At 43.2% G+C, this 23,125-nt stretch carries 14 protein-coding genes; 10 read left to right on the top strand and 4 right to left on the bottom strand.

The features are described 5' to 3' along the window. The first annotated feature begins 131 nt into the window (after window positions 1–131). On the top strand, window positions 132–1,424 hold the full coding sequence (locus GTW09_RS04825) for an HlyC/CorC family transporter (RefSeq protein ID WP_163110498.1): 1,293 nt from the start codon (window positions 132–134) through the stop codon (window positions 1,422–1,424). Between the two features lie 26 nt (window positions 1,425–1,450). Here the strand turns inward: GTW09_RS04825 and GTW09_RS04820 are convergent, their stop codons facing one another. Both GTW09_RS04820 and sixA read right to left on the bottom strand, forming a co-directional pair. After that, window positions 1,451–1,639, bottom strand: coding sequence for a hypothetical protein (locus GTW09_RS04820; RefSeq protein ID WP_071979512.1), 189 nt, complete (start codon window positions 1,637–1,639; stop codon window positions 1,451–1,453). Between the two features lie 156 nt (window positions 1,640–1,795). Continuing rightward, entirely contained in the window at window positions 1,796–2,311 is a 516-nt protein-coding gene (gene sixA, locus GTW09_RS04815) for a phosphohistidine phosphatase SixA (RefSeq protein ID WP_232230613.1), read from the bottom strand. A gap of 164 nt (window positions 2,312–2,475) precedes the next feature. Between sixA and GTW09_RS04810 the strand changes: the two genes are divergently transcribed. The 3 genes from GTW09_RS04810 to GTW09_RS17445 all read left to right on the top strand — a co-directional run bounded on the left by GTW09_RS04810 (window position 2,476) and on the right by GTW09_RS17445 (window position 10,461). Further along, window positions 2,476–5,223, top strand: a complete 2,748-nt coding sequence (locus tag GTW09_RS04810) for an insulinase family protein (RefSeq protein ID WP_163110496.1) — start codon at window positions 2,476–2,478, stop codon at window positions 5,221–5,223. 208 nt (window positions 5,224–5,431) lie between these two features. Further along, a complete protein-coding gene (locus GTW09_RS04805) occupies window positions 5,432–9,985 on the top strand; it encodes an EAL domain-containing protein (RefSeq protein WP_163110494.1) in 4,554 nt (1,517 codons plus the stop codon). 305 nt (window positions 9,986–10,290) lie between these two features. After that, window positions 10,291–10,461 (top strand): hypothetical protein, encoded by a 171-nt coding sequence (locus GTW09_RS17445; protein ID WP_203565622.1) that lies wholly within the window; start codon window positions 10,291–10,293, stop codon window positions 10,459–10,461. A gap of 1,190 nt (window positions 10,462–11,651) precedes the next feature. On the opposite strand, the gene fadJ is transcribed toward GTW09_RS17445, so the two are convergent. Together fadJ and fadI are read right to left on the bottom strand one after the other, a co-directional pair. Continuing rightward, a complete protein-coding gene (gene fadJ / locus GTW09_RS04800; RefSeq protein ID WP_420809537.1) occupies window positions 11,652–13,823 on the bottom strand; it encodes a fatty acid oxidation complex subunit alpha FadJ in 2,172 nt (723 codons plus the stop codon). Between the two features lies 1 nt (window position 13,824). Then, entirely contained in the window at window positions 13,825–15,135 is a 1,311-nt protein-coding gene (gene fadI / locus GTW09_RS04795) for an acetyl-CoA C-acyltransferase FadI (RefSeq protein WP_163110492.1), read from the bottom strand. Window positions 15,136–15,548: 413 nt separating this feature from the next. Here fadI and GTW09_RS04790 point away from each other — a divergent pair, with 413 nt between their 5' ends. The 6 genes from GTW09_RS04790 to GTW09_RS04765 are packed head-to-tail and all read left to right on the top strand — an operon-like array spanning window position 15,549 to window position 23,063. Next, the gene (locus tag GTW09_RS04790) at window positions 15,549–16,505 is read left to right on the top strand and encodes an AAA family ATPase (RefSeq protein WP_071979519.1); all 957 of its coding nucleotides are present in this window, start codon (window positions 15,549–15,551) and stop codon (window positions 16,503–16,505) included. Window positions 16,506–16,508: 3 nt separating this feature from the next. Beyond that, window positions 16,509–17,471 carry a DUF58 domain-containing protein gene (locus GTW09_RS04785; protein WP_163110490.1) on the top strand — a complete coding sequence of 321 codons (963 nt, stop codon included), beginning with the start codon at window positions 16,509–16,511 and terminating at the stop codon, window positions 17,469–17,471. After that, entirely contained in the window at window positions 17,471–18,145 is a 675-nt protein-coding gene (locus tag GTW09_RS04780) for a DUF4381 domain-containing protein (protein ID WP_163110488.1), read from the top strand. The genes GTW09_RS04785 and GTW09_RS04780 overlap by 1 nt, the downstream gene beginning before the upstream one ends. Next, the gene (locus GTW09_RS04775) at window positions 18,145–19,200 is read left to right on the top strand and encodes a vWA domain-containing protein (protein ID WP_163110486.1); all 1,056 of its coding nucleotides are present in this window, start codon (window positions 18,145–18,147) and stop codon (window positions 19,198–19,200) included. Before GTW09_RS04780 ends, GTW09_RS04775 begins: the two co-directional genes overlap by 1 nt. Further along, window positions 19,197–21,239: a vWA domain-containing protein gene (locus GTW09_RS04770; protein WP_338024923.1), complete on the top strand. Its 2,043-nt coding sequence runs from the start codon at window positions 19,197–19,199 to the stop codon at window positions 21,237–21,239. The genes GTW09_RS04775 and GTW09_RS04770 overlap by 4 nt, the downstream gene beginning before the upstream one ends. Beyond that, window positions 21,240–23,063 carry a BatD family protein gene (locus GTW09_RS04765; protein WP_163110484.1) on the top strand — a complete coding sequence of 608 codons (1,824 nt, stop codon included), beginning with the start codon at window positions 21,240–21,242 and terminating at the stop codon, window positions 23,061–23,063. The last annotated feature ends 62 nt before the right edge of the window (window positions 23,064–23,125 follow it).

The raw sequence follows: 23,125 nt of genomic DNA, 5'->3' as shown, positions 1-23,125 counted from the left end.
TATACCATAGTGACATTAATTTGCGAGCAAGCGAGAACATAAATCTCTTTTTAGCTTGAATTTTTTTAGCTCAAAATCATGCCTCTCAATGGCTAGATTTGAAGGCTGTTAATACATAGGAAACCATCTTTTTGGACGACATATCAACGAGTACGCTGTTTATTGCGCTCGGCGTACTCATATTATTATCTGCATATTTTTCTAGTTCAGAAACCGGAATGATGTCGATAAACCGCTATCGACTAAAGCATCTTCAAAGCGAAGGGAATCGGGCCGCTAAACGCGTACAGAAACTTCTCGACAGACCTGACAGGCTTATTGGTCTTATTCTTATCGGTAACAACCTCGTAAACATTGCCGCTTCATCCTTGGCTACCGTGCTCTGTATTCGCCTTTTTGGTGACTATTGGGGAATTCTGGCAGCAACGTTTGGCTTAACTCTTATTCTTCTCATTTTTGCGGAGGTTACGCCTAAAACCTTGGCAGCCCTGTATCCTGAAAAAATAGCATTCCCAAGCTCCATTATTCTGCTTCCCCTACTCACGATTTTATATCCGTTTGTGGCGGCTATAAATGGTATTACCAACGGAATCTTAGCACTGCTTCGAATAAGCCCCGCTAACGGTAACGATGACTCGTTAAGCCGAGAGGAATTGAGAACAGTAGTTTTCGAGGCCGGCACTATGATCCCTAAAAAACACCAAGATATGCTGGTAAGCATTCTCGATCTAGAGAGCGTAACCGCTGAAGATATCATGGTGCCCAGAGCCGAGATTTTTGCAATCGACATTAACGACGATTGGAAAAAAATACAAAAAGCGCTTACTCATGCTCAGCACACCCGGGTACTGTTATATCGTGATAGCGTAGACGACGCCGTTGGTTTTGTTCACGTGCGTGATGCTCTGAGATTGTTATCCAAAGATCAGTTTACAAAGTCGAGTTTGTTGCGGGCTGTAAGAGAGATTTACTTCACTCCAGAGTCGACGCCGCTGCACACGTTAATGTATAAATTTCAGGCTGAAAAAGAACGTATTGCTCTGGTTGTAGATGAGTATGGCGATATTATGGGCTTAGTGACACTAGAAGATATTCTTGAAGAGATCATTGGTGACTTCACCACTAGTATGGTTCCAGATCACAGTAAAGAAGCGCACGTGCAACAAGATGGCTCAGTGCTTGTCGATGGCAGTGCTAACGTCAGAGAACTGAATAAAGAAATGAATTGGAATTTGCCAATTGAAGGCCCTAAAACGCTTAATGGTCTTTTATTAGAGTATTTAGAGGAAATTCCGGAAAATAAGGTGAGTGTTCGTCTTGCTGGTTATCCGTTGGAAATTGTCGATATAACGGAAAACATGATTAAAACCGTGCGAGTGATGCCTGAATATTACCGCGAAGAAAAAGGCAATACCTCAACCTAGGCCTTTAGGACTTGAAGCCTTATAAATTACTGCTCGTCGGCAATTCGCTGGGCTCTTTTTTCAAGCGCCTTTGCTTTTGCCGCTGCAACCTTCTCTGACAATACAGACAGTTTTGCAATAATAACCTGTGTCTCCTCGTCTTCGCGCAAGTCTGCCTCAGCCATATGCGACTGAAGTGAACGCTTGAGGAGCTCAGGAATAGATTTGCTATCCATTTCCCAACCCTTCGATAAATACACTGACACTCTCAAAAGAAGTATCGGCGCGCTAACGAATAACTTAATACTTAGAAATGAAAATAACTCGACAAATTGCTAACTCAATGTGTTAGCAGATAATTTAAATAACTAAGGCGTGTGTTTGAGCTGTTTCTAGATTCCCTGGTAATGGGTCATCAAAGTGCCACTGTGGCTGCTTAAGGAATATTTAACAACCGCTATAGAAGCGGTTGCAAACAGACTGGTTGTATAAGATTGGCAAAGCTCATCGACGAGATAGCTCACTAGCGGCATGTGACTGACTATGAGAAGCTTTTTTATAGGTCGGTTGCCGTTAACCGACGCATGGATACGAGCTTGAATGTAATCGCTCACTAACTTTGGTGAGCCATCTGGCGTGATATCTTCGCTCATTTCGAGCTTTTCCGCCGTGATTGTTCGCGCTACTTCGTCAAGTGTTTGGCGTGCTCGGCGATAAGGACTGTGAAGTGTTACATCAACGCGGTTATCTTGGCAGAAATGTTGATTAAGCCATAATGCAGCAGATTGAGACTGTTGCCTGCCTAATGGAGTAAGCTGGCGGCTTTTGTCATCTAAACATGGTGATTCTGCTTCGCCATGACGCATAATAAAGATAAAAATGTCGTCGTTGCTACTTTGACCTGACATAACATAGCGCATAGTATTAGTGGATATTGGTAAAGATATCAGAGAGCTGATAATACGACTAGCGCTAACCGTTGAATAGCGAGTATTTTAATTATCTATTCGTATTAATCTACATATTTAACCCCCACTCCAGAAGTAAGGAGTCTAGCGCACAACAGGATGACATGAATAACACCATAAAGTTTGATAATGCTCATCACACCACTCTGCCCAACGGATTGCGTGTTATGACTTGTCATACTCCTGATGCAAATGAGGCCCACGTCTCCATTGCCGTGCGAGCTGGACATTTTTACGATCCGAACGACTGCCAAGGACTTGCTCATCTACTCGAACATATGCTGTTTATGGGCAGTCGACATTTCCCCAAGCCCAACGCAATAAACGATTTTATAACGCAACATGGCGGAACATTAAATGCGTGGACTGGGACAGAATACGCCAATTATCACTATAGTTGCCATGCAGGGGCACTAGCGCAAACGTTGCCTGGGTTTGCGGATATGCTTCGCCAGCCATTGTTCGAAGAGTTGTCCATCGAAAGTGAGGTCAAAAATATTCACGCGGAATTTGAGTTCAAGAAAAAAGATGATTTGCGACGTCTTTACCAAATTCATAAAGAGACATGCAACCCAGAGCACCCGTTTTCGAAATTTTCAGTAGGAAATAACGATACTTTTTCTAAACATACCTCGTTGGAATTAAAACAGCGACTTAAGTCAATGCATCAGCAACGATACTGTGGAAAAAACCTGTGTTTATGTATCGCCAGCCCCATGCCGCAAAAGCAATTAGATGCGTTGATTCTCCAATGTTTTGGAGGATTAAGCACAGGACAACTTGCCAGCGACACTTGGCCACCACTTTATCGTTCTGATGAGCTAGGCATTCAAATCAATATTCAGCCTCTTCAATCAGCAAAACGTATGATAGTGACTTTTGCACTTCCTCCCTTGCAAAACGACTATAAATGCAAACCTCTAAACTATATAAGCCATTTGCTCGGTGACGAAGGAGACGGTAGCCTGTTAGCTTTTTTAAAAGAAAAGGATTGGGCATTAAATTTGATTGCGGGAGCTGGCATCGAAGGCGACGGATTTAAAGACTTCAACGTCAGCTTTCAACTTACCGATGAAGGTCTGGAAAATAAATATCAGATTTTAGAGGCGTTGTTTAGCTATATTAAGCTAATTGAGAAAGCCTCTGGCGAAGCTTGGCGATATGAAGAAAAAGTGCAGCTTGATACCTTGGCACTAGAATACGAAGAAAATATAAAACCCTTAAATCTGATCACTGATTATGCCCAGCACCAATTTGTATTTTCGCCTTCAGAGCTAAACGTATTAAGAACGACAATTGGTAATTTTGAACAGGCTGTCATACTCAATGCCTTATCCTACTTTACCCCTAGTAACATTCGCTTGAAGGTTATATCTAAAGGTGTAAACGTCAATAGAACATGCGCATTTTATGAGGCTATGTACAGTGTTGAGAAGATTTCAAAAGACACAATAGCAAAACTGGATACCCCTCGAAATATCGCTTCATTGGCTTTGCCGCCGCCTAACCCTTATCTGGGCAGCGAATATCAACTCGCACTCCCCGAACCCGGCTTTCACTTACCGAACAAACTCATCGAGCAAAAGGGATATCGTTTTTGGTTTGCGCAAGACCAACAATTTCATAGCCCCAAGGGAGATATTTATATCTCATTTGATGCCAAGGGGTTTTCAGATTCTCTCAATGCTGTTGCAGCGAAGCGTATTTGGCTGGGCGCGCTGAACGACCATTTACAGGCAAAGTATTACCGCGCTGAAATTGCGGGTTTGCATTATCGTATTTATGGTCATCAAGCTGGATTCACCTTACATACCCGTGGTTTTACCAATCAACAAACTCTCCTTGCGGCCCAATTAATGGATGCGGTGGTCAGCTTTATTCCTAATCAACGAGATTTTTCGCATCACAAGCAACTTCAAGAACAAGCATTACACAATGCCCTATTGAACAAACCAACTAATAGACTATTTTCTCGATTAAGTGTGCTCATTCAGCGTAATACTCAAGCGCCAATAGAGCTTTTAGACGTCATGTCTGAAATCTCTCATGAACAAATGTTGGATGCTCAAGAACGTGCGTTCGATCATTATTTTGCTGAAGCATTTATGCATGGTAATTGGAATACCACCCATGCAAATGAATATGCCCAATCGCTGTCTAATAGCTGTGGTAACGCGACTGGCATTCCTCTCTCCCGCGCAGTTTCGAAGCTGCCGACTGGCGAAACTCTCTATCATCATGTGAATTGTAAGCATGACGACGGCGCCGTGGTATTGTATTTACAAGCGCCAACGGCAGATTTGTCTGACACAGCACTTTGCATGGTGCTAGAGCAAATGTTAGCCGCTCCGTTTTTCAATGCGCTTAGAACGGAGCAGCAGCTGGGCTATATTGTTGGCACTGGCTACGTGCCCCATAATCAGCACCCCGGTATTGCCTTCTACATACAAAGCCCAGAAAGGGAACCTAAATATCTGCTAGACGCGATGACTACCTTTTTGTTTCAGCAGTTAAATGAGATAGAGTTCTACCGCTTCTATTGGCCCACTATTCAGCAAAACCTGCTAAAGCAATTAGAAGAAAGAGATTTAACACTTTCGATGAAATCTCAACGACTGTGGGTTAGCTTGGGCACTCAGGACTTAGCATTTGATAGGCACTTGAAACTAGCAGAATGCGTTAAAAACCTCTCCTTTGAAGAAATTCAGGTTTTCGCCGACCAATTAGCAAAACGAGAGCGATGCGGTGAAATAGTACTCTACTCCGATGGCAAATTCCCCCCCATGCATTGCCCAGAAAAACGCTCTATTAACAGCATCGCTGAATTCAAGCAAAAAATTCCATATCATTGATTAATAATTCTTTATTGCGGTCGATAACTATATAACGTAGCGGTGATTTTTGGCTAAGAACTAACCCGTTGTGACCGCAATCCCAAAAAGTCCTTGTGGAGACTGCCTGAATTGGGCATATTAATTTCTCTAGTTGTTAGGGATGCGGCTGGAACCTAATTTAAAAATAAAAAATAAAAAATAATCGGCGTAAGCCAAAGGTGTTTAGGTGCGCTCAACCCTAATAAAAACTGTGTTTCTCTTGCTATTGCTTATGTCAGAAAGTTTTTCTGCCAAAGCAATCGAACTATCAGATTTACAATTTACAGAATTAAACAAGCGACAGGGGCTCTCAGATACTGCAGTACTCGATATTGTGGAAGACGACATGGGCTTCATATGGATAGCGACATCAAATGGCCTTAATCGCTATTCAGGCTATGAAGTAAAGCAATACCACCCTTCAGATATTGACCCTAACTCAATTCCTTCCGGATTCGTGCAAACACTGTTTTTAGACTCTGCAGGCACTTTGTGGGCAGGGACCAATAGTGGTTTGGCAATGTACCGAGCTGAAACCGACGACTTTAAAGTATTCAACCAAGAAAACTCGATCATAAAGTCGAACTATATAACAGCCATTAGTGAATCTAAAACAGGCAACATTCTCTTCGCAGATGGGAAGTTCCTTTACCAGTACGACCCACATATTGAGAAAGTAGTGTCTGCAATGCAGATATTTGATGATAGAACTTTCGTCAAGGTAATAATGGATGAAGTGAACCGTACATGGGTGGGTTCTAATACATCAGGCGCTAGGGTTATTGATAATGAAACTGATGAAATTTCAAATTTAAATAAAGTAAATCCATGGGGCATTAATTTAGGCTCTACCGCACTACACGATATAAAAATCATTAATGGTAACTATTGGCTTGCAACAAAAGAAGGGCTTAGGGTTGTCAACGTTAATGGTAAAACAATTTTAAAAACGGATGGAAGTAGCTTAGGCTTCGACGGAAACTTGAATTCTTTAAGCATTGAGGTTATCGGCAAGGATGTATGGCTTGGAACCGCTTCTGGCCTGTTTATACTTAACAATGCCGCAGACAGCGATATCGAACCGGAAACAAAATTTAAGGTTTTACATCTAAATTCAGCGAACTTTGAAACAACAGGCTTTCCGAATGCTATTACTTTACAAATAATGATGGACCGGACTGGAGGTGTTTGGGTAGCCACTTTTCATCAGGGAGTATTTAGGTACCACCCTGAATATGCAAGCGTTCACTTTCAAGCTGTCTACAACTCAAACAGGCAAGCTGAAGACAACTTTGCGACTGTATGGGCTTTGGCTGAGAACTTATCTGAAGAGCTATTACTGGTCACTCAACAGCGTGGCCTCGCCAAATTTAACAAAAAATCAGGTGATATTTCTTATCTAAAATATTCCGACAACGAGCCTCCTCCCTCAAACTATTGGGATTTAGCTATAGACTCTAGTGGCTATTACTGGCTGGCTTCTTCAGATGGATTGATTGCATATGAAGAAAAAAATGGGGTTATCAAAAAAGTAGCCCATTTATTTAAAGGCGACATTATAGACCATATCCATTATCACAATGATATTATTTGGGTTTGGCATGAGGTTTTGGGACCAGCGTACATCGAAGCAAATGCCCTAACAAATCCAAGCAAAAAATTAACAGCAAGAAAATTAGATATCGAAGGTTTGGAACAAACACTTGTCCCAATTTATTCTGACAGTCAAAACAGGCTCTGGCTGAGAAATGATAAAGGCTTAATAATTGTCTCAATTACATCAAAAGAAGTTATCAAAAAAATTTCGAAGCAAACAAGCCTAAACTCAAAAGTTTACGCCATCTATGAGACATCCGAAGCATTCTGGCTTACTACACGTTCAGACGGAGTTCTAATGGTAGACAAAAGCTCTTTTGATATAATCAAAAGACAAGAAAGAGACGACAGTAACGGATACATAATTTCATCCGCAGGAGTTGGCAGCAGTATTTGGTATGCCGACGCGATAGGTGTTCACCAGATCGCTCTTCCTTCTCTAAAAAAAGAATCAGTGATTCCCTACTCCGAACTAAACTATAACAGTTTGGGTGAGTCCTCTGTATTTGTATCAGCTGATCAGTCCATCTACTTCGGTGGTAGCAAAGGTTATAATAAGATTTCAAAGAAGGCTACTAGCGCATATAGACTCAGCTCACAAACGACTCTGCCACAACTCGATAAATTGAGGGTCTTCGGAGCAACGAAAGTTATCGACAAAAAGCAAGTTGCAGAATCCAATGACTCACAAAGTTATGCCCTCAGCCAAGACATTCGCTTATTCAATAAATTAATACTTACACACGATGAAACAAGGTTTAGCATTTCTTTTGCATTGATAAATCCTGTATATCCCTCTCAAATTGAATATAGATACAAGTTAAGTAAACAGGATTTGGGTTGGATATATATCGAAGACAATCGCGTTGCACAGTTCAATAATATTGGCTTCGGTAATTATACTTTTGAAGTACAAGCTAAAGAGCCTGGCAAAAATTGGTCTGAGAGCAGAACGCTAAATATAGAAATAGAACGACCGCCTTGGCTTCATGCAGTTGCGTTAGTCTTTTATGCATTAATAACGATAGTGATAATTACCTTTCTGGTGCGCCAGCTTCAAATTCGAAAAGCCAATCAGCTGGCAATAAAAGAATCTGAAGAAAGACTAAAGCTCACGTTGTGGAGCTCAGGAGACGAATTATGGGATTGGGACGTGTACCGCGGGCAAGTTTACCGTGCTAACACATGGGGAACGCTGGACTTCCCTCAAGATGATATTCGTACTACCGGAGCCTACGATGCGAACATACACCCCAATGATCTTAGCAGGGTAAAAGAAGCTCTAACATCGCACCTTGAGGGAAATACTGATTATTATGAGTTGGCCTACCGAGCAAAGACTTTCAAAAATCAGTGGATTTGGATCCTAGACAGAGGAAAAGTGGTAGAGCGGGATCACAATGAGCAGCCAATTCGCATGACTGGCACACTCAAAAATATTCACCACCTTAAAGAAGCCGAAGAGCAGCTAAACCTATTCAAACGCTCTATAGAAAACATCTCGGAAGGTGTCTTCATATCTAACACTAAGTTTAAATTTATTAGCGTTAACAATGCGTATTGCGGATATACCGGTGAAACCCGCGATCAAGCGCTTGCCAGTTATATGCACTTTCATCTTTACCCCGATGCATTTACGGAAGAAATTAAGAAAACCTTAAGAACAAAGGGCAACTGGAGCGGTGAAGTCGAAAGCGTACGTATGAACGGTGACCGCTTTGAGATAGAGCTCAATATTGATGCTGTACATGATGAAGACGGTAAAATAAGTCATTTTGTGGGCGTTTTCAGCGATATCACTTCGCGTAAAAACACTGAAAAAGAACTATTGAAGCTTGCCAATACCGACCCATTAACGGAGTTACCAAACAGATCGTTTTTCCAAGCAAGTCACCAGAATCTGGTAAGAAAAGGTGAACAGCATGCCCTGCTGTGCCTTGATATGGATAACTTTAAGAAAATTAATGACTCTCTTGGCCACCAAACTGGCGATATATTGATCAAACAAATTGCTAAACGTCTGCAGAGAATTACAGGGAAGAACGCCACCTGTTATCGTCTGGGCGGCGATGAATTTAGTATCTTAATGGAGAACAATGCTGATATCCATACAGTCACGCATTGTGCACAAAACGTATTAGATACCCTGTCGCGCCCGTTCATAATAAACAAGCAGGAGTTTGTTCTGGGCGCAAGTATTGGCATAGCCTTTTTCCCTGACGACGGTTTGTCGCCGCAAGAAATGTTGAAAAATGCAGATACTGCCATGTACTTTGCGAAAAATAACGGTGGTAATAGCTATCAATTTTTCAGCGGCGAGATGAATCAAAACGCCGTTCGCCAATTGCAAATTGAAAACCTGATAAGACAGGGCATTAAAGATGACTTATTTACGGTTTACTACCAGCCCAAAGTGGATATTACTTCAGGTAAGCTAGTGAGTATGGAGGCTTTAGTACGCTTCGAACATCCACAAAAAGGTATTGTGAGCCCAGGACAGTTTATTCCTCTTGCAGAGCAAACCGGTCAAATTATCGAAATTGGTGAACAGGTACTAAGAAAAGCCTGCGCCGATACTAAACGATGGGTTAGCCAAGGCTTGTTTACTGGCCGAGTAGCGGTAAACATTTCTGCAAAGCAGTTCGAGTTACCAGACCTTGATGAACGCATTAATCGGATATTGAGCGACGTAGGGTTATCGCCGCTGCATTTAGAATGCGAAATTACCGAAGGCACCCTTATGGAAAGTCCCGAAAATGGCTTGCAAATGATGATGCGCTTAAGAGAGCGCGGTATTCACTTGGCATTGGATGACTTTGGCACAGGTTACTCTTCGCTTGCTTACCTTAAGCGTTTTCCTCTTAATACGCTTAAAATTGATAAAGCCTTCATTGATGACATCGCGAAAAGCAATGTAGACAGGCATATGGCAGCGGCAATTATCAATATTGCGCACAATTTAGGTCTTAAAGTGGTAGCAGAGGGGGTAGAGGAAGAGGCACAACTCAATATTCTACGTCGCTATGATTGCGAAATGCTGCAAGGTTTTCTTTATAGCAAACCATTAAACGCAGAACGTTTTGAAAAACTTCTCACTGAAAATCAACAGCTAAACTCCATTCTTGGAAACACCAGTCTTCAGTAAGTAACTAAGGTTGCAACTTTCTTTAGCTACTTTCATAACCATTAAATTTATCTTTCTCTTCTCGGGTAGGCGATTGCCTGCCCCCTTCTATTTTATACCCGGCATCACTTCGCCCATTAGGCAAAAGTTTATTAGACTTTTGGTTAAAAAAACCGTCAAAAAACCACCACAAAAACAATAAACATCTGATTTATATATGCTTTCTTAAGTTGGCATAACTTTAGCTATAGATAAAAGTGTCGACAATAAAAAATAACATCGACTTTGTTTGTTCGTTTAAAAAAATAAAATCAGAGGAAAAAGACATGTTAAAAGAGTACGCAGTTGCACTAGTACTATCTACCGCCACTCCAGTTGCTGCCGACAAGCAAGAAGGCGCTAAACAAGCCCCAGAGTCGCAGAAAGAAGTGGCTACTGAAACGAACTACATACCAAAGCCTCGCACAGGTGGCAACGGCATGGGTATAGGTTTATAAAATCATATTATCAGACCCAAAAAAGAGAGCCTAGCTCTCTTTTTTTATGTCTGTCTTTTACACAACCTTCAAGTATCTAAGCAAGACTACTGTTAATCAACGTGGCTACTGACGCAAAGCTGCAATAGATGGCACTTGCTTTCCGATATTAAGGTTCGCAATTAGGGGGCTGCCGTTGCAGGGGGGACAGGCCGTTACAGGGCGTTCAGGCCGCGATGAAAAGATTATTAAACCCTACAGCATTGCGCCAATGCATATGTCGCGAAATTGAGAACATGGGGAGTATTATAGGTCCGAAGATTAACCCAGCTGCTGCCCACCGTTTTGCATTCATTCCCCACTTAAACGCCTCAACATAAAAATAAACACTAAATATTACGCTTAAGAATATAAGTGACAACAAAACACGTCTCCAAGAAACTAAAATTCAGAATACAACATAGGCTGTTTTAATAATTGCTTGTTTGAAAAGCACGACGTCAACATTTTGACTAGCACAAAAACAGGCGTGGCGATTCTACTAAAAACTGACTAATAAACCAGCTAAAACGCACAAATTTGATTGAAAATCGACGAATTCTCAACATTCAACATTTTGATAACGCGGGGCAACACGTAGTTTAAGTTTAGCAAGCTCCGGTGATGAGTAATGGCGCCCCATCCTCTCTGAGTAAACACACAACGTCAAAAAATGATGTAAAGGTTATAAGTGAGTTTTGCTAAGAAAAGCTTTTTTAAATTCCGTTATATGAAATTTTTGAACTTGCAGACAGTTACCATGTGCTATTTATTTAATTTTGAAAAGCCCGTCAGGAGCAATGTTGGTTGGGGAGGTTTGGTTATTTAGGCACATAGGTTCACTGCAAGTAGCCGCTGATTTCCAGCTTTTTTTAACAAATGACTCAGGGGTTTACGATGCAACTCACTAAAGACCTCCATAAACTGCAACGCTTTGAACGTGTGCTTCTGGCAGTTAATATTTTTTACTGCTGGGGAATGGTATTTTATACCGCGATAAGTCGTGGTGATTATATATTTACATCAAAATATTTTTTTGCCGCGGCGCTACTGACTATTCTTTACAACGGCCTTTATAAAAGCCTCGATGGGAACTTTGTGAAGAGTAAGGCTTGACTCAGCCAATAAAAAACCGGGCGAAAGCCCGGTTCTCAAATTAGCTTATGCGAGTATTAGTAGAAAGACTCTCCGCTTTCAGCCATTTTTTCCAATACGTCAGCAGGCTCAAATTTATCGCCTACGGCCGTAGAGTAATGATGTAGTCGTGAAACCACATGTTTAATGCCAAGGGTATCCATGTAGCGGAAAGGCCCGCCTAAGAAAGGTGGGAACCCAATACCGAAAATAGCGCCAATGTCGCCATCACGGGCATTGCGAATAACACCTTCGTCGAGGCATCGGGCAGCTTCGTTAAGCATCATAAGAACACAGCGCTCAGCCACCTCTTTTTCGCTCAACTTACTTGATGGTGAAAGGCTAAGTAACTCATAAATGCTTTCATCCACTTCTTTACCAGGCTTTTTACCTTCGTAGTCGTAGAACCCCTTCTTGTTCTTTTTACCCTTACGGCCGTCTGCTAACACCTTATCAAACGCTGAAGGCGCGGTGAAACGTTCACCAAAAGCTTCCACTAAAAAGGGAATGATTTTAGTGCCAACATCAATGCCCACTTCGTCAAGCAGTTTCACTGGCCCCACCGGAAAACCAAATTTCACGAGTGATTTGTCGATATGCTCAATCGGCTCGCCATCTAATATTAGGTTGGCCGCTTCATTCATGTAAGGCGCTAATATACGATTCACGTAAAATCCCGCACCGTCTTTTACAACAACAGGGGTTTTTCCTTGCTTTTTAGCAAACTCGACCGTAGAAGAAATTACTTCGTCCGACGTTGTTTCATGTGCAATAACTTCAGCAAGCGGCATTTTGTCTACCGGAGAGAAGTAATGTAAACCGATGACATTTTCAGGTCGCTTGGCCTTGGCTGCTATCTGGGTAATAGGAATAGACGAAGTATTAGAAGCAAAGATAGTTGTCTCTTTACAGTTTTCTTCTATATCGGCAACCATCTTTTGCTTGAGATCGAGGTCTTCAAACACGGCCTCAACCACAATGTCGATGTCTTTATAACCACTGTAATCTAGTGTGCCAGTAAGCAACGAAAGCTGCTTTTGCATCTCACTATTGCGAATAAAGCGTTTCTTCACCTTTTTATTCAAGATATCGTAGCTATATTTCATCGCATTCGCGATTCCTTCAGCTCGAACATCTTTAATACGCACTGGCACACCGGCTTTTGTCGACGTAACGAAAGCAATACCGCCCCCCATCAAGCCGCCGCCAAGCACTCCCGCTTTGTTCACTTTTGCAGGTGTAACGCCCTCTACCCCATTTTCTTTTTTCATTTCTGTAGTAGCAAAGAAGATTTGGCGAAGTTGGAAAGACTCTGGGGTCATAACTAGCTTACCAAAAGCCTCAGCTTCTGCTTTTAACCCCGCTTTCATACCTTCAGTCATACCCGTTTCAATGACATCGATAATGAAGCCTGGTGCTGGGTAATTACCTTTGGTTTTGGAAAACGTTGCCTCACGCGCCTTCTTGAACATTATGTTGCGACCTGGACCTGTGGTCTCCAACATTTTGTTCATAAGCCCTTTTTGCGGCGCTTCACGCTCTGGCTTACGCTTTAAAGCAAATTGTTCCGCTACATCGAGCAACACACTTTCAGGCACTACATCATCAACGATGCCATATTTCTTCGCCTGTTTAGCTCTTGCAGGCGAACCTGTTAGCATCATCTTCATGGCTTGTTGAATGCCAATTAAACGAGGAAGTCGTTGAGTACCGCCGCTTCCAGGTAATAACCCCAATTGGACCTCTGGTAAGCCAACTTGAGTTTTTGAAGAATCAGTACAAACACGATAGTGACACGCCAAGGCAAGTTCTAATCCACCGCCTAAAGCAGGACCGTGAATTGCCGCCACAAACGTAGCTTTCATACTCTCGATTCTATCAAAAACCGCTTGCCCACCTGCTGCTATTTTTGTTGCGTCTTCAGCTGTTTTACAGGCAGCGAGCATTGAAATATCTGCACCGGCTACAAAAGAATTACTTTTACCACTGATGACAACAACACCTTTAATACTGTTGTCCTGCTCGATATCGTCGAGCATAGCGCTTATTTCATCACCAAATTCGGCTTTAAGCGTGTTCATGCTCTCACCGGGAACATCCATGCTTAGAATAGCAACACCGTTGTCCTGTTTAGTTAATGAAAAGGCGCCTGTGGTTGGCGTTGCTTCATTTTTTACTTCTGTGCTTTCGCTCATATTTTCCTGGCTCATATTATTCTGTCTCCACAATCATTGCTGCACCTAAACCACCGGCTGCACATGCGGTTAGCAGGCCGCTACCGCCACCACGACGATTTAGCTCGTTAAGCATTTGCGTAATCATACGAGTTCCCGTTGCTGCGAATGGATGTCCGTAGGCAATAGAGCTTCCCATCACATTAAATTTGTCCATATCTATCTCGCCAGTCGCTTTGCTGCGTCCTAGCTTCTCTTTGGCAAATTTATCGCTTGCAAACATTTTAACGTTGGCAAGGGTTTGCGCCGCAAATGCCTCGTGCATTTCAATTAAGGTTAAGTCGTTCAATGTCATACCGGCGCGATCTAACGCTAAAGGCGTAGCATAGGATGGACCCATTAACATGTCTTCCCATACATCAATTGCCGAGAAAGCATAACTTTTTATGTAACCTAAAGGCGTGTAGCCAAGCTCTTTGGCACGGCTTTCTGTCATCATGATAACAGCAGATGCGCCGTCGGTAAGCGGAGTGGCATTTGCGGCAGTAACAGAGCCATATTTTTTATCAAAAACAGGACGTAACTTAGCGTAACTTTCTAGCTTGGAGTCAAAGCGCACATTGTTATCGCGCTCTAGAGCCCCCTTGTAAGGTTCAGCGTAGGCAGTCATAACCTCATTTGAAAGTTTACCCTCTTCCCAACTTTTCGCTGCAAAGCTGTGCGAACGATGGGCAAGTTTATCTTGTTCTTGGCGAGAGATTTGATGCGACTTCGCCATTTGCTCTGCAGTCTGCCCCATTGACAGGCCTGTTGAATATTCTGCAACAGCAGGCGGCACAGGCGCCAAATCTTTAAGGCCCAAGCGTTTGAAAATATTAAACTTCTGGCCAAGCGTTTTGGTTTTTTGCAAATCTACTAGCGCTCTTGCCAAGTTTTTAGACACACCAATCGGTGACACAGAGGTAGAATCAGCTCCACCAGCAATACCTACTTGTACGTGTCCAGCCATCATACTTTCAGCAATGTTAACCGTTGATTGGAAACTGGTTGCACAAGCTCTTGACACACTGTATGCATCAGTATGGACGTTCATTCCAGTACCTAAGACAATTTCACGAGCAATATTCGGTGCTTCTGGCATTTGAACTACTTGGCCATAAACCACTTGATCGACCCATTCTTTTTGAATGCCATGACGAACAAGAAGCTCGTTAACTACCATCTTTCCTAAATCAACAGCAGGTACGCCGTGAAAATATGTCGCCATTTTAGCAAACGGAGTACGCAACCCCGCGACAATGGCGATGCGATCACCCTCTCGGGTAGTAACTGATTGTTTTGTAGACATAATGCACCTAAATTAGTGACCCTGTGCAAGTGTTATCTACACCCTCCACAAGTGGTCTGACCTGTAATAACACTGATTTTTACAAACTATGAACAAAATAGCAAATAATGAGACCAGAATAAGGTTTATACGCCAAACAGCATCGCCAAACGTTGAGAGAAAGCGGCAGCTCACTGTTTGCTCTGTGCACTTTTACTCATATTTTCGTTCAACTTGGATACTTGAAGAAACGGAAAATGAACCTTATATGAGAAACATAGTCTGTTTTGTGTCATTGTGGATGGCAATTTGGAACATATTCCGTTTTTTGTGTAACTCGCATCTTCATTCAATGATGATTGAAAAGGTAGTTTCATCTTCGACATGACACCAACACATCCTAACAACTAGAATTTACGTGGAATCATTGCATTATGGCAGCAGAGCAATTCAAACAATTACATGCTTATCTAGACCAACAAATTATTGGTCAACATGCATTGACGAAAAGCATTTTAATCGCGCTACTTGCCGATGGACATTTATTGGTTGAGGGACCGCCGGGGCTTGCTAAAACTCGGGCAATCAACGCGCTTGCTAATGGAGTTGATGGAGATTTCCACCGTGTTCAGTTTACTCCAGACTTACTGCCTGCCGACTTGACGGGAACTGATATTTACCGCCCTGAGACGGGAGAGTTTGTCTTTCAGAAAGGTCCGCTTTTTCACAATTTAGTACTTGCTGATGAGATAAACCGAGCACCTGCTAAAGTACAATCAGCATTGCTAGAGGCCATGGCAGAGCGACAGATAACCGTAGGTAGTAAAACTTATCCCCTTCCTCCGTTATTTCTCGTTATGGCTACGCAGAACCCTTTAGAACAAGAGGGCACGTATCCTTTACCTGAAGCGCAGCTCGATCGATTTTTAATGCATGTAGACATCGACTACCCAGATGCCGACACCGAGCTTGATATATTGCGACTAACTCGAGGTGAAGCACTGGAGCAGCCTCCGGTGACGCCCCCAACGCTTAGCCAAAATGATATATTTCTTTCTCGCAAAGAAGCGCTCTCTTTATACATGGCACCAGAGTTGGAAAACTACTTAGTTCAATTAATTATGGCAACCCGAAAACCTGCGCTTTTTGACAGCGAGCTTGCTCAATGGATAGCAATGGGAACAAGCCCTAGGGCGACCATTGGTCTTGACAGATGTGCTCGTGCTCACGCTTGGCTAAGTGGTCGAGATTTTGTAGGACCTGATGATATTCAGGCGGTTGCGCATAATGTACTCAGACACCGTATCATACTCTCCTATCAAGCTGAGGCTGAAGGTGTAACTGTGAATGATGTATTGGATAAGATTGTTGCTACTGTCGCTGTACCATAATATATGACAGATATTCACTCACAACTTGAAAAGTTGAAAAGCAATGGCGTAGTGCTCACTACAGCGGAGTTATTGCGCTATCAGCAGTTGTCCAAGTTAGTCAATTTGACGCCTAAAAGAACGCCTCAAGCTCGCTTAGCGGGTAGTTACCTCACTAAGCACAAAGGTAGAGGAATGGAATTCGACGAGGCCCGTCATTATCAGGCTGGCGATGATATTCGAGCTATTGATTGGCGCGTTACTGCAAGGACGGGGAAAACGCATACCAAAATATATCGAGAAGAAAGAGAGCGCCCAGTATTTATATTCTGTGACTATCTACCCTCTATGAGTTTCGGTACTCAGCTGCTTACAAAAGCGGTGCAGGCTGCTCATATCTCCTCTTTAATAAGTTGGTCAGCTGCTGCCCGGGGTGACAAAGTAGGAGCATTGGTTTTCAACCAAAGTGAACATAAAGAAGTTAAACCGCTTAGCAGGAAAAAAGCGGTGCTGCACGTTTGCCACGAACTGGTAGCGTTAAACAAAAATGCCACAGAAGAAGAACCCAATAGTGCTCGAGATCAACAGTCATTCGCAGATGCCTGTGCTAGAGCACGCAGATTGGCGAAACCCGGGAGCTTGGTTTACCTGGTCTCTGACTTTCAAAATTTAAGTACTGCGGCAGAGCAACATCTTAGCCACCTTACACGCCACTGTGAAGTGAGAGCAATTGTTGTTGATGATCCCTTTGAGCACTCCCTGCCAGAAACGGGGTCATTGCAGAGCGTTAGTGTTTCAGATGGAGAAGTGAAACAGCGTTGGGTACTTGGTGATAGTAAGGAGACGCAGAGTTATCGTCGGTGGCGTGAGGAACAAAACTCGGTAATAAGCCAAACGCTGAAAAAAATGAATATTTCGCGCTATCACGTATCAAGTGCTTTCCCGCTAGACGAGCAGCTTCAAAGTATGCAAAGAGAGCGAGTATAATGTTGTCATCTTCACAGGCTAATTCGACACAGGATAATTCGACATTAACTGGTACGTCGGCTCAAGAGTTGCCACCGCAGCCAGTACCTAGCATTGAGCCGCCAGCACTTCCTGAACTATCGTCGGTGACGGGTTCGCAGCCGAACGCGATTTCCCAGCAGCCCGCTGCAATTCAACAGGACCCGCTTGCGCAACTAAGAGATATACACACGCCAACCGATGTACACCTGTGGCCGTTAGACTGGGGGTGGTGGGCGTTACTTTTTATTATTACGGGCGTGTTGGTGACGCTATTCGTTGTTATAAAACGACATGTCGCTTTTAACCAAGCACGTAAAATAGCTTTAAAAAACGTAGACCTAGTTTCAAACCAGGCGCCCGATTGGGCTATGCAGCTAAACGCACTGCTTAAACGAACTGCGCTTACATACTTTGAGCATGAGGCCGTAGCCGGTTTGCACGGAACTCAGTGGCATGCATTTTTGTTGGCAAACTGTCCGCGAAAGCAGCAAGAAATTGAAGAGGGTCTAAGTATTCTAAACGCCAATCTCTACTCCAATAAGGAAAACTCTGGCGATTTCACGACCTGCCAAAAAGCGGTAAAGACATGGATTAAACACGCTGCGTTTAATAAAGATAAACAGGCAACAACGTTTATAGAGGCATCGGAATAATGCTTGATTTTAATTGGTGGTGGGCATTTTTAGCGCTGCCTTTGCCATTGGTAGTGAGATTTCTATTTCCCAAATTTCCCGAGGCTGCAAGCGCCGCGTTACGCGTTCCAAAACTTCGTCCGCAACAGCACAGTGATGAAATTATCGCGAATAAAAGTAAAACAGCATTAGTTGCTGCCACTATTATTTGGCTAGCATTAGTCACCGCTGCCGCACAGCCACAGTGGTTGGGCGAACCGGTTAGCATTCCTAACGAAGGTCGAGAAATGATGCTTGCAGTTGATCTTTCAGGCAGTATGAAAATTGATGATATGCAGCTCAATGGCCGTCAAGTTAACCGACTCACTATGACGAAGTCGGTAGTTTATGACTTTATTCAGCGGCGCGTAGGCGACAGGCTGGGGCTGATATTATTTGCCGACACCGCCTATGTGCAAGCCCCATTAACGTACGACCGTGAAACTGTTTCAACATTGCTTAGTGAGGCAGTAATTGGTCTTGTTGGTGAACAAACCGCCATTGGTGATGCCATTGGATTGGCGGTAAAACGATTCGACGCTAGAGATGAATCCAACAACGTATTAATTCTTCTTACCGACGGCCAAAACACTGCAGGCAATATTACGCCTGAGCAAGCCAAAGAGTTGGCCATAAGTAAAAATGTTAAAATTTATACTATCGGTGTTGGCGCCGACAAAATGCTCATCCAAAGCTTCTTTGGCAGTAGACAAATAAATCCATCGCAAGAGCTAGATGAAACCATGCTTTCAGATATTGCGAGCTCTACTGGGGGGCAATATTTTCGTGCACGCAATGCTGAAGAGCTCAACGCCATCTACCAGCAACTGGATGATTTAGAGCCCATACAAGGCGAGACTCGCAAAATGCGTCCGCTTACGGCCTTATTCTATTACCCCCTAGCATTTGCCTTGATAGGTTCAATGCTTTGGATTGTCATTGTTTTCATCAGCACAACTCTTAAACGTATGACTAACAAATCTGTGGAGTCAGCGCATGAATCCTCTCACATGAAACGAGCAGGGAGACGAGCGTGATAAACGGCGATTTGACAACTAATTTTTTAAATAATTTTCACTTTATTCGGCCTGACTGGTTCTTTGCAGCAATCCCCTTACTTGTGCTGTTTATATGGTTGAAAAGACGCTCCACCAAGCATTCAGGGTGGCAATCTGTCATACCTCCTCACCTGTATAGCCATATGGTGGTAGGGAAAATAAAGAAAGCTAAGCGACCTCCAATGTGGTTGCTGCCTTTTGTTTGGATATTAACTGTTGTTGCCCTTGCTGGCCCTACCTGGGAGCGGTTACCTCAGCCTGTATACCAGCTTAAAATGGGTCACGTTGTGGTAATTGATATGTCTATGTCAATGCGAGCAACGGACATGACACCAGACCGATTAACACGAGCGAAATATAAAGCAATTGACTTAATAAATACCATTTCTGAGGGTGAGATGGGTTTAGTCGCCTATTCTGGTGATGCGTTTGTCATAAGCCCACTTACAGAAGATGCCGGTAACATCACTACCCTACTTCCCAGCTTATCGCCTGAAATAATGCCTGTACCTGGAAGCGATCCGCTACTAGGTATACAAGCAGCAAACGACCTTTTAACCAACGCAGGCTTCAAAAACGGCGTTATATATTGGATTACCGACGGCATTGAGTTCGGCCAGCAGAAAGAACTGCAAGAATATGTGAGTTCCATGCCATTTACGCTAAATGCGCTTACTGTTGGGACATCTGAGGGAGCACCGATACGACAGTTAAACGGCGAATTACTCAAAGACACATCTGGAAGTATTGTTATACCCAAGCTAAACGAAGGTGCGGTAAGAAGCGTAACTAGAGCAAACGGCGGGCAGAGTAAAAGTTTCACATCTAATGATGAAGACATCGACGCTTTAACATCGATTTCCTTGCTCGATAGAGATGGGAATAGCGGTAATGATGATGAAAATAGCGAAAGTGGCGCGCAAGGTGACCAGTGGAGAGAGGTTGGCCCCTACATCGCTATTCTACTGTTGCCTTTTGCAGCCTATGCTTTTCGTAGAGGCCTGATTTTTTTCATTATTTTTTCTCTGTACGTTTCTGTGCCGATAACAGCCCCGAAAGCTCATGCACAGGCAAACAGCAAATTGCAACAGGAGCAACAAACAATAACAGAATTACCGAGCAACGACTCAACGATACCCTGGTGGCAATCACCTTTTCTCAATTCTGATCAAGAGGGGTTGAGCGATTATAAGCAGGAAAAATTTAAAAGTGCTGCAGATAAATTTGAGAGCAATAGTTGGAAAGCCTCAGCTTTGTATAAGGCGGGACGTTACGAAGAAGCACTAACCGAGTATGAAAAAGTATCAGGCGCGGACAGCCTGTATAACCAAGGCAATGCCCTTGCAAAACTTGGTAAGTTAGAGGCCTCAATTAAAAAGTACGAAGAAGCGCTACAACAAGAGCCTAAGCATGATGATGCAATGGCGAATAAAGCCTTGGTAGAAGAGCTTTTGAATCAACAGCAAAACCAAAACAACCAGCAGTCGCAACAAAATCAGTCTGGTGATGAGTCCAACCAAAGCGAAAATCAGCAACAAGATAATCAGTCTCAAAGTTCTGACGGTCAGCAGAACCAAGAAAATAGTAACGAATCACAAAACGGTGACGAGCAAGGCAGTGAGTCACAAAATTCTGAACAACAGAGCTCTGAACGACAAAACAGTGATAATCAAAGTGAGGGGCAGCAGAACGATCAGCCTCAATCACCAGAGCAAGGAGAGCAGTCATCTCAGCCATCCCAAAGCGATCAGCAAAATGATCAGAGCGAGAAAGGTGATACCGAACAGGCTGAAGGCTCAAATAGTCGAGAAAACGAGTCTGAGCAGTCAGAAGAGGCCCGTGCTTTGCAGGCGCAGCAAGAGGAATTGACTGATGCAGAAAAAGAAGAAATGCAGCGTATGGAAAACCTAATGCGAAGAGTGCCCGATGACCCTGCATTTTTGTTGAAAAGAAAAATGCAACTAGAAGCCCAAAAACGCAAAAGAGAACGCATGCCATCAAACCGGAGAGATTGGTAGATGAAAGTTTTATCTAAATCTACATCGTTAACGATATTGTTTACCGCCTTATCTATTCTGCCTGCTCACGCTGATATCAACTCAGTAGAAGCAACGATAGACAAAAACCCTGTCATGCTTGATGAAGCCATTAGACTGACAGTTACTGCTGATGGAAGTGCTGACAGAGATGCCTTTGATAGTTCGCCACTACTAAAAGACTTTGTAGTAGGACGCACTTCGGTAAGCAGTCAAACTTCTATAGTTAACTTCGATGCAAAACGCTCCACAACATGGACAACGACACTTTTCCCAAGAAAAGAAGGCACATTTACTATTCCGTCTTTACGGGTTGAAAACAAAAGTACTTATCCCATTGAGGTTACCGTTATTCCCGTTCAGGAACAAAGCAACGTGGCCAGAGATTACTTTGTCACGACGGATATTGATTTAACAGAGGCGTTCCTAAATCAACAGCTTCTTTACACAGTTAAGCTGCATCTCTCGAGCAATATCGAACGCGGCAGTTTGCAAGCCCCCGAAATGGAAAACGCCGAAATTCGACAATTAGGAGATGACAAACAATATACCGATATTAAAAACGGGAGAAGATATCAGATTATTGAGAGGCAGTTTGCTGTGGTGCCTCAAGCGTCTGGAGAATTCACACTGCGCGGCCCAGTATTTACCGGTGAAGTCATGGCGTCGAATACCAATCAGCGCTTCGGTTTTTTCAACCGCACTCAACAAATCAATCGCGTAGGACCTGATATTGTTGTCAATATTAAACCTATTCCACGTGACATCGATTACCCTTGGCTACCTTCAGAAATGGTAAGGCTTGACGAAGAGTGGCCACAAGGCGATAGTTTCGTAGTCGGCGAGCCAATTACCCGCATTGTCACTCTGACAGCCCTGGGAGTAGTTGAAGAACAATTGCCGGAAATTCCCGAATTTTATCCGCCAACGTTTAAACTGTATCCAGACCAATCAAACACCACTACGGTAGAAAAAAACCAGAGTTTGATCGCCCAGCGACAAACCTCTCTGGCCATTATTCCTACCGAGCCAGGAAAAATGGTTTTACCTGAAATTACTATTCCTTGGTTTAACACGCTGACTGAAAAAACCGAATATGCCACCATTCCATCTCAATCTATAACCGTCGTTGCCGCCTCTGGTGAAGGTAAAAACGCCGCCTCAACGAGCGAAAATCAAAGTTCCGCCAACTCAACAGCACCAAGTTCTTCACTCGAGGCAGACTCGACACAAGAATCTACGCAAGGCAGACCGGAAAACTCAACTCAGCAAACACCTGCAAAATTGCAACAAGGTACTTCCGACACGCCGTGGCCTAATAACACAGTTTGGTTGGTCATTTCCGTTTTGGCATTAGGTTGGCTAGTTACCTTTATGGTGCTAATGCTCTATATTAGAAGATATCGCACAATCGATCACAAAAACGCTGGGAACAGTCAAAACACTCGACTGACGAATAAAAATTCAGACAGCGGAGAGAATCAGGCGTACAAAGTATTGATGCAAGCGGTGAAGTCTAAAAACGTTTCACAAGTAGATACTGCCCTGCAGCTTTGGTTGCGCTCTTTAAATGGCAACACAAAAGTGCGCCCTATGCCGGATGACCTTCCTGAGACTCACGCTATAAAAGAGCCTTTGGATAAATTACATAAGTCGCGGTTTTCAAAGACGAGTGAGGCAACAGACTCTGCAAGCGTCGACATTATTATGGCAGAGCTTGCTAACGCCATAGATGTCGCCCGAAGTTCATACCTTAAACGTCAGAAAGGTAAAGAAGCCGAGCTATCTAATTTATACCCTACGTAGCAGAGTAAAACGCACTGCGGTTAGCTCTACCTATGAAGAACTAAAAATAATAAAAGTTGCGG

It is taken from the genome of Alteromonas hispanica (genome assembly GCF_010500915.1).
Taxonomy (GTDB): Bacteria; Pseudomonadota; Gammaproteobacteria; order Enterobacterales; family Alteromonadaceae; genus Alteromonas; species Alteromonas hispanica.
The sequence above is the reverse complement of the archived record's forward strand: the minus strand, read 5'-3'. Positions and strand labels throughout refer to the sequence as shown.

Excerpts from the sequence above, each read along its gene's own strand:
- GTW09_RS04820 (WP_071979512.1), bottom strand. The coding sequence starts at position 1,639 with ATGGATAGCAAATCTATTCCTGAGCTCCTCAAGCGTTCACTTCAGTCG.
- sixA (WP_232230613.1), bottom strand. The coding sequence starts at position 2,311 with ATGTCAGGTCAAAGTAGCAACGACGACATTTTTATCTTTATTATGCGT.
- GTW09_RS04810 (WP_163110496.1), top strand. The coding sequence starts at position 2,476 with ATGAATAACACCATAAAGTTTGATAATGCTCATCACACCACTCTGCCC.
- GTW09_RS17445 (WP_203565622.1), top strand. The coding sequence starts at position 10,291 with ATGTTAAAAGAGTACGCAGTTGCACTAGTACTATCTACCGCCACTCCA.
- fadJ (WP_420809537.1), bottom strand. The coding sequence starts at position 13,823 with ATGAGCCAGGAAAATATGAGCGAAAGCACAGAAGTAAAAAATGAAGCA.
- fadI (WP_163110492.1), bottom strand. The coding sequence starts at position 15,135 with ATGTCTACAAAACAATCAGTTACTACCCGAGAGGGTGATCGCATCGCC.
- GTW09_RS04790 (WP_071979519.1), top strand. The coding sequence starts at position 15,549 with ATGGCAGCAGAGCAATTCAAACAATTACATGCTTATCTAGACCAACAA.
- GTW09_RS04785 (WP_163110490.1), top strand. The coding sequence starts at position 16,509 with ATGACAGATATTCACTCACAACTTGAAAAGTTGAAAAGCAATGGCGTA.
- GTW09_RS04780 (WP_163110488.1), top strand. The coding sequence starts at position 17,471 with ATGTTGTCATCTTCACAGGCTAATTCGACACAGGATAATTCGACATTA.
- GTW09_RS04775 (WP_163110486.1), top strand. The coding sequence starts at position 18,145 with ATGCTTGATTTTAATTGGTGGTGGGCATTTTTAGCGCTGCCTTTGCCA.
- GTW09_RS04765 (WP_163110484.1), top strand. The coding sequence starts at position 21,240 with ATGAAAGTTTTATCTAAATCTACATCGTTAACGATATTGTTTACCGCC.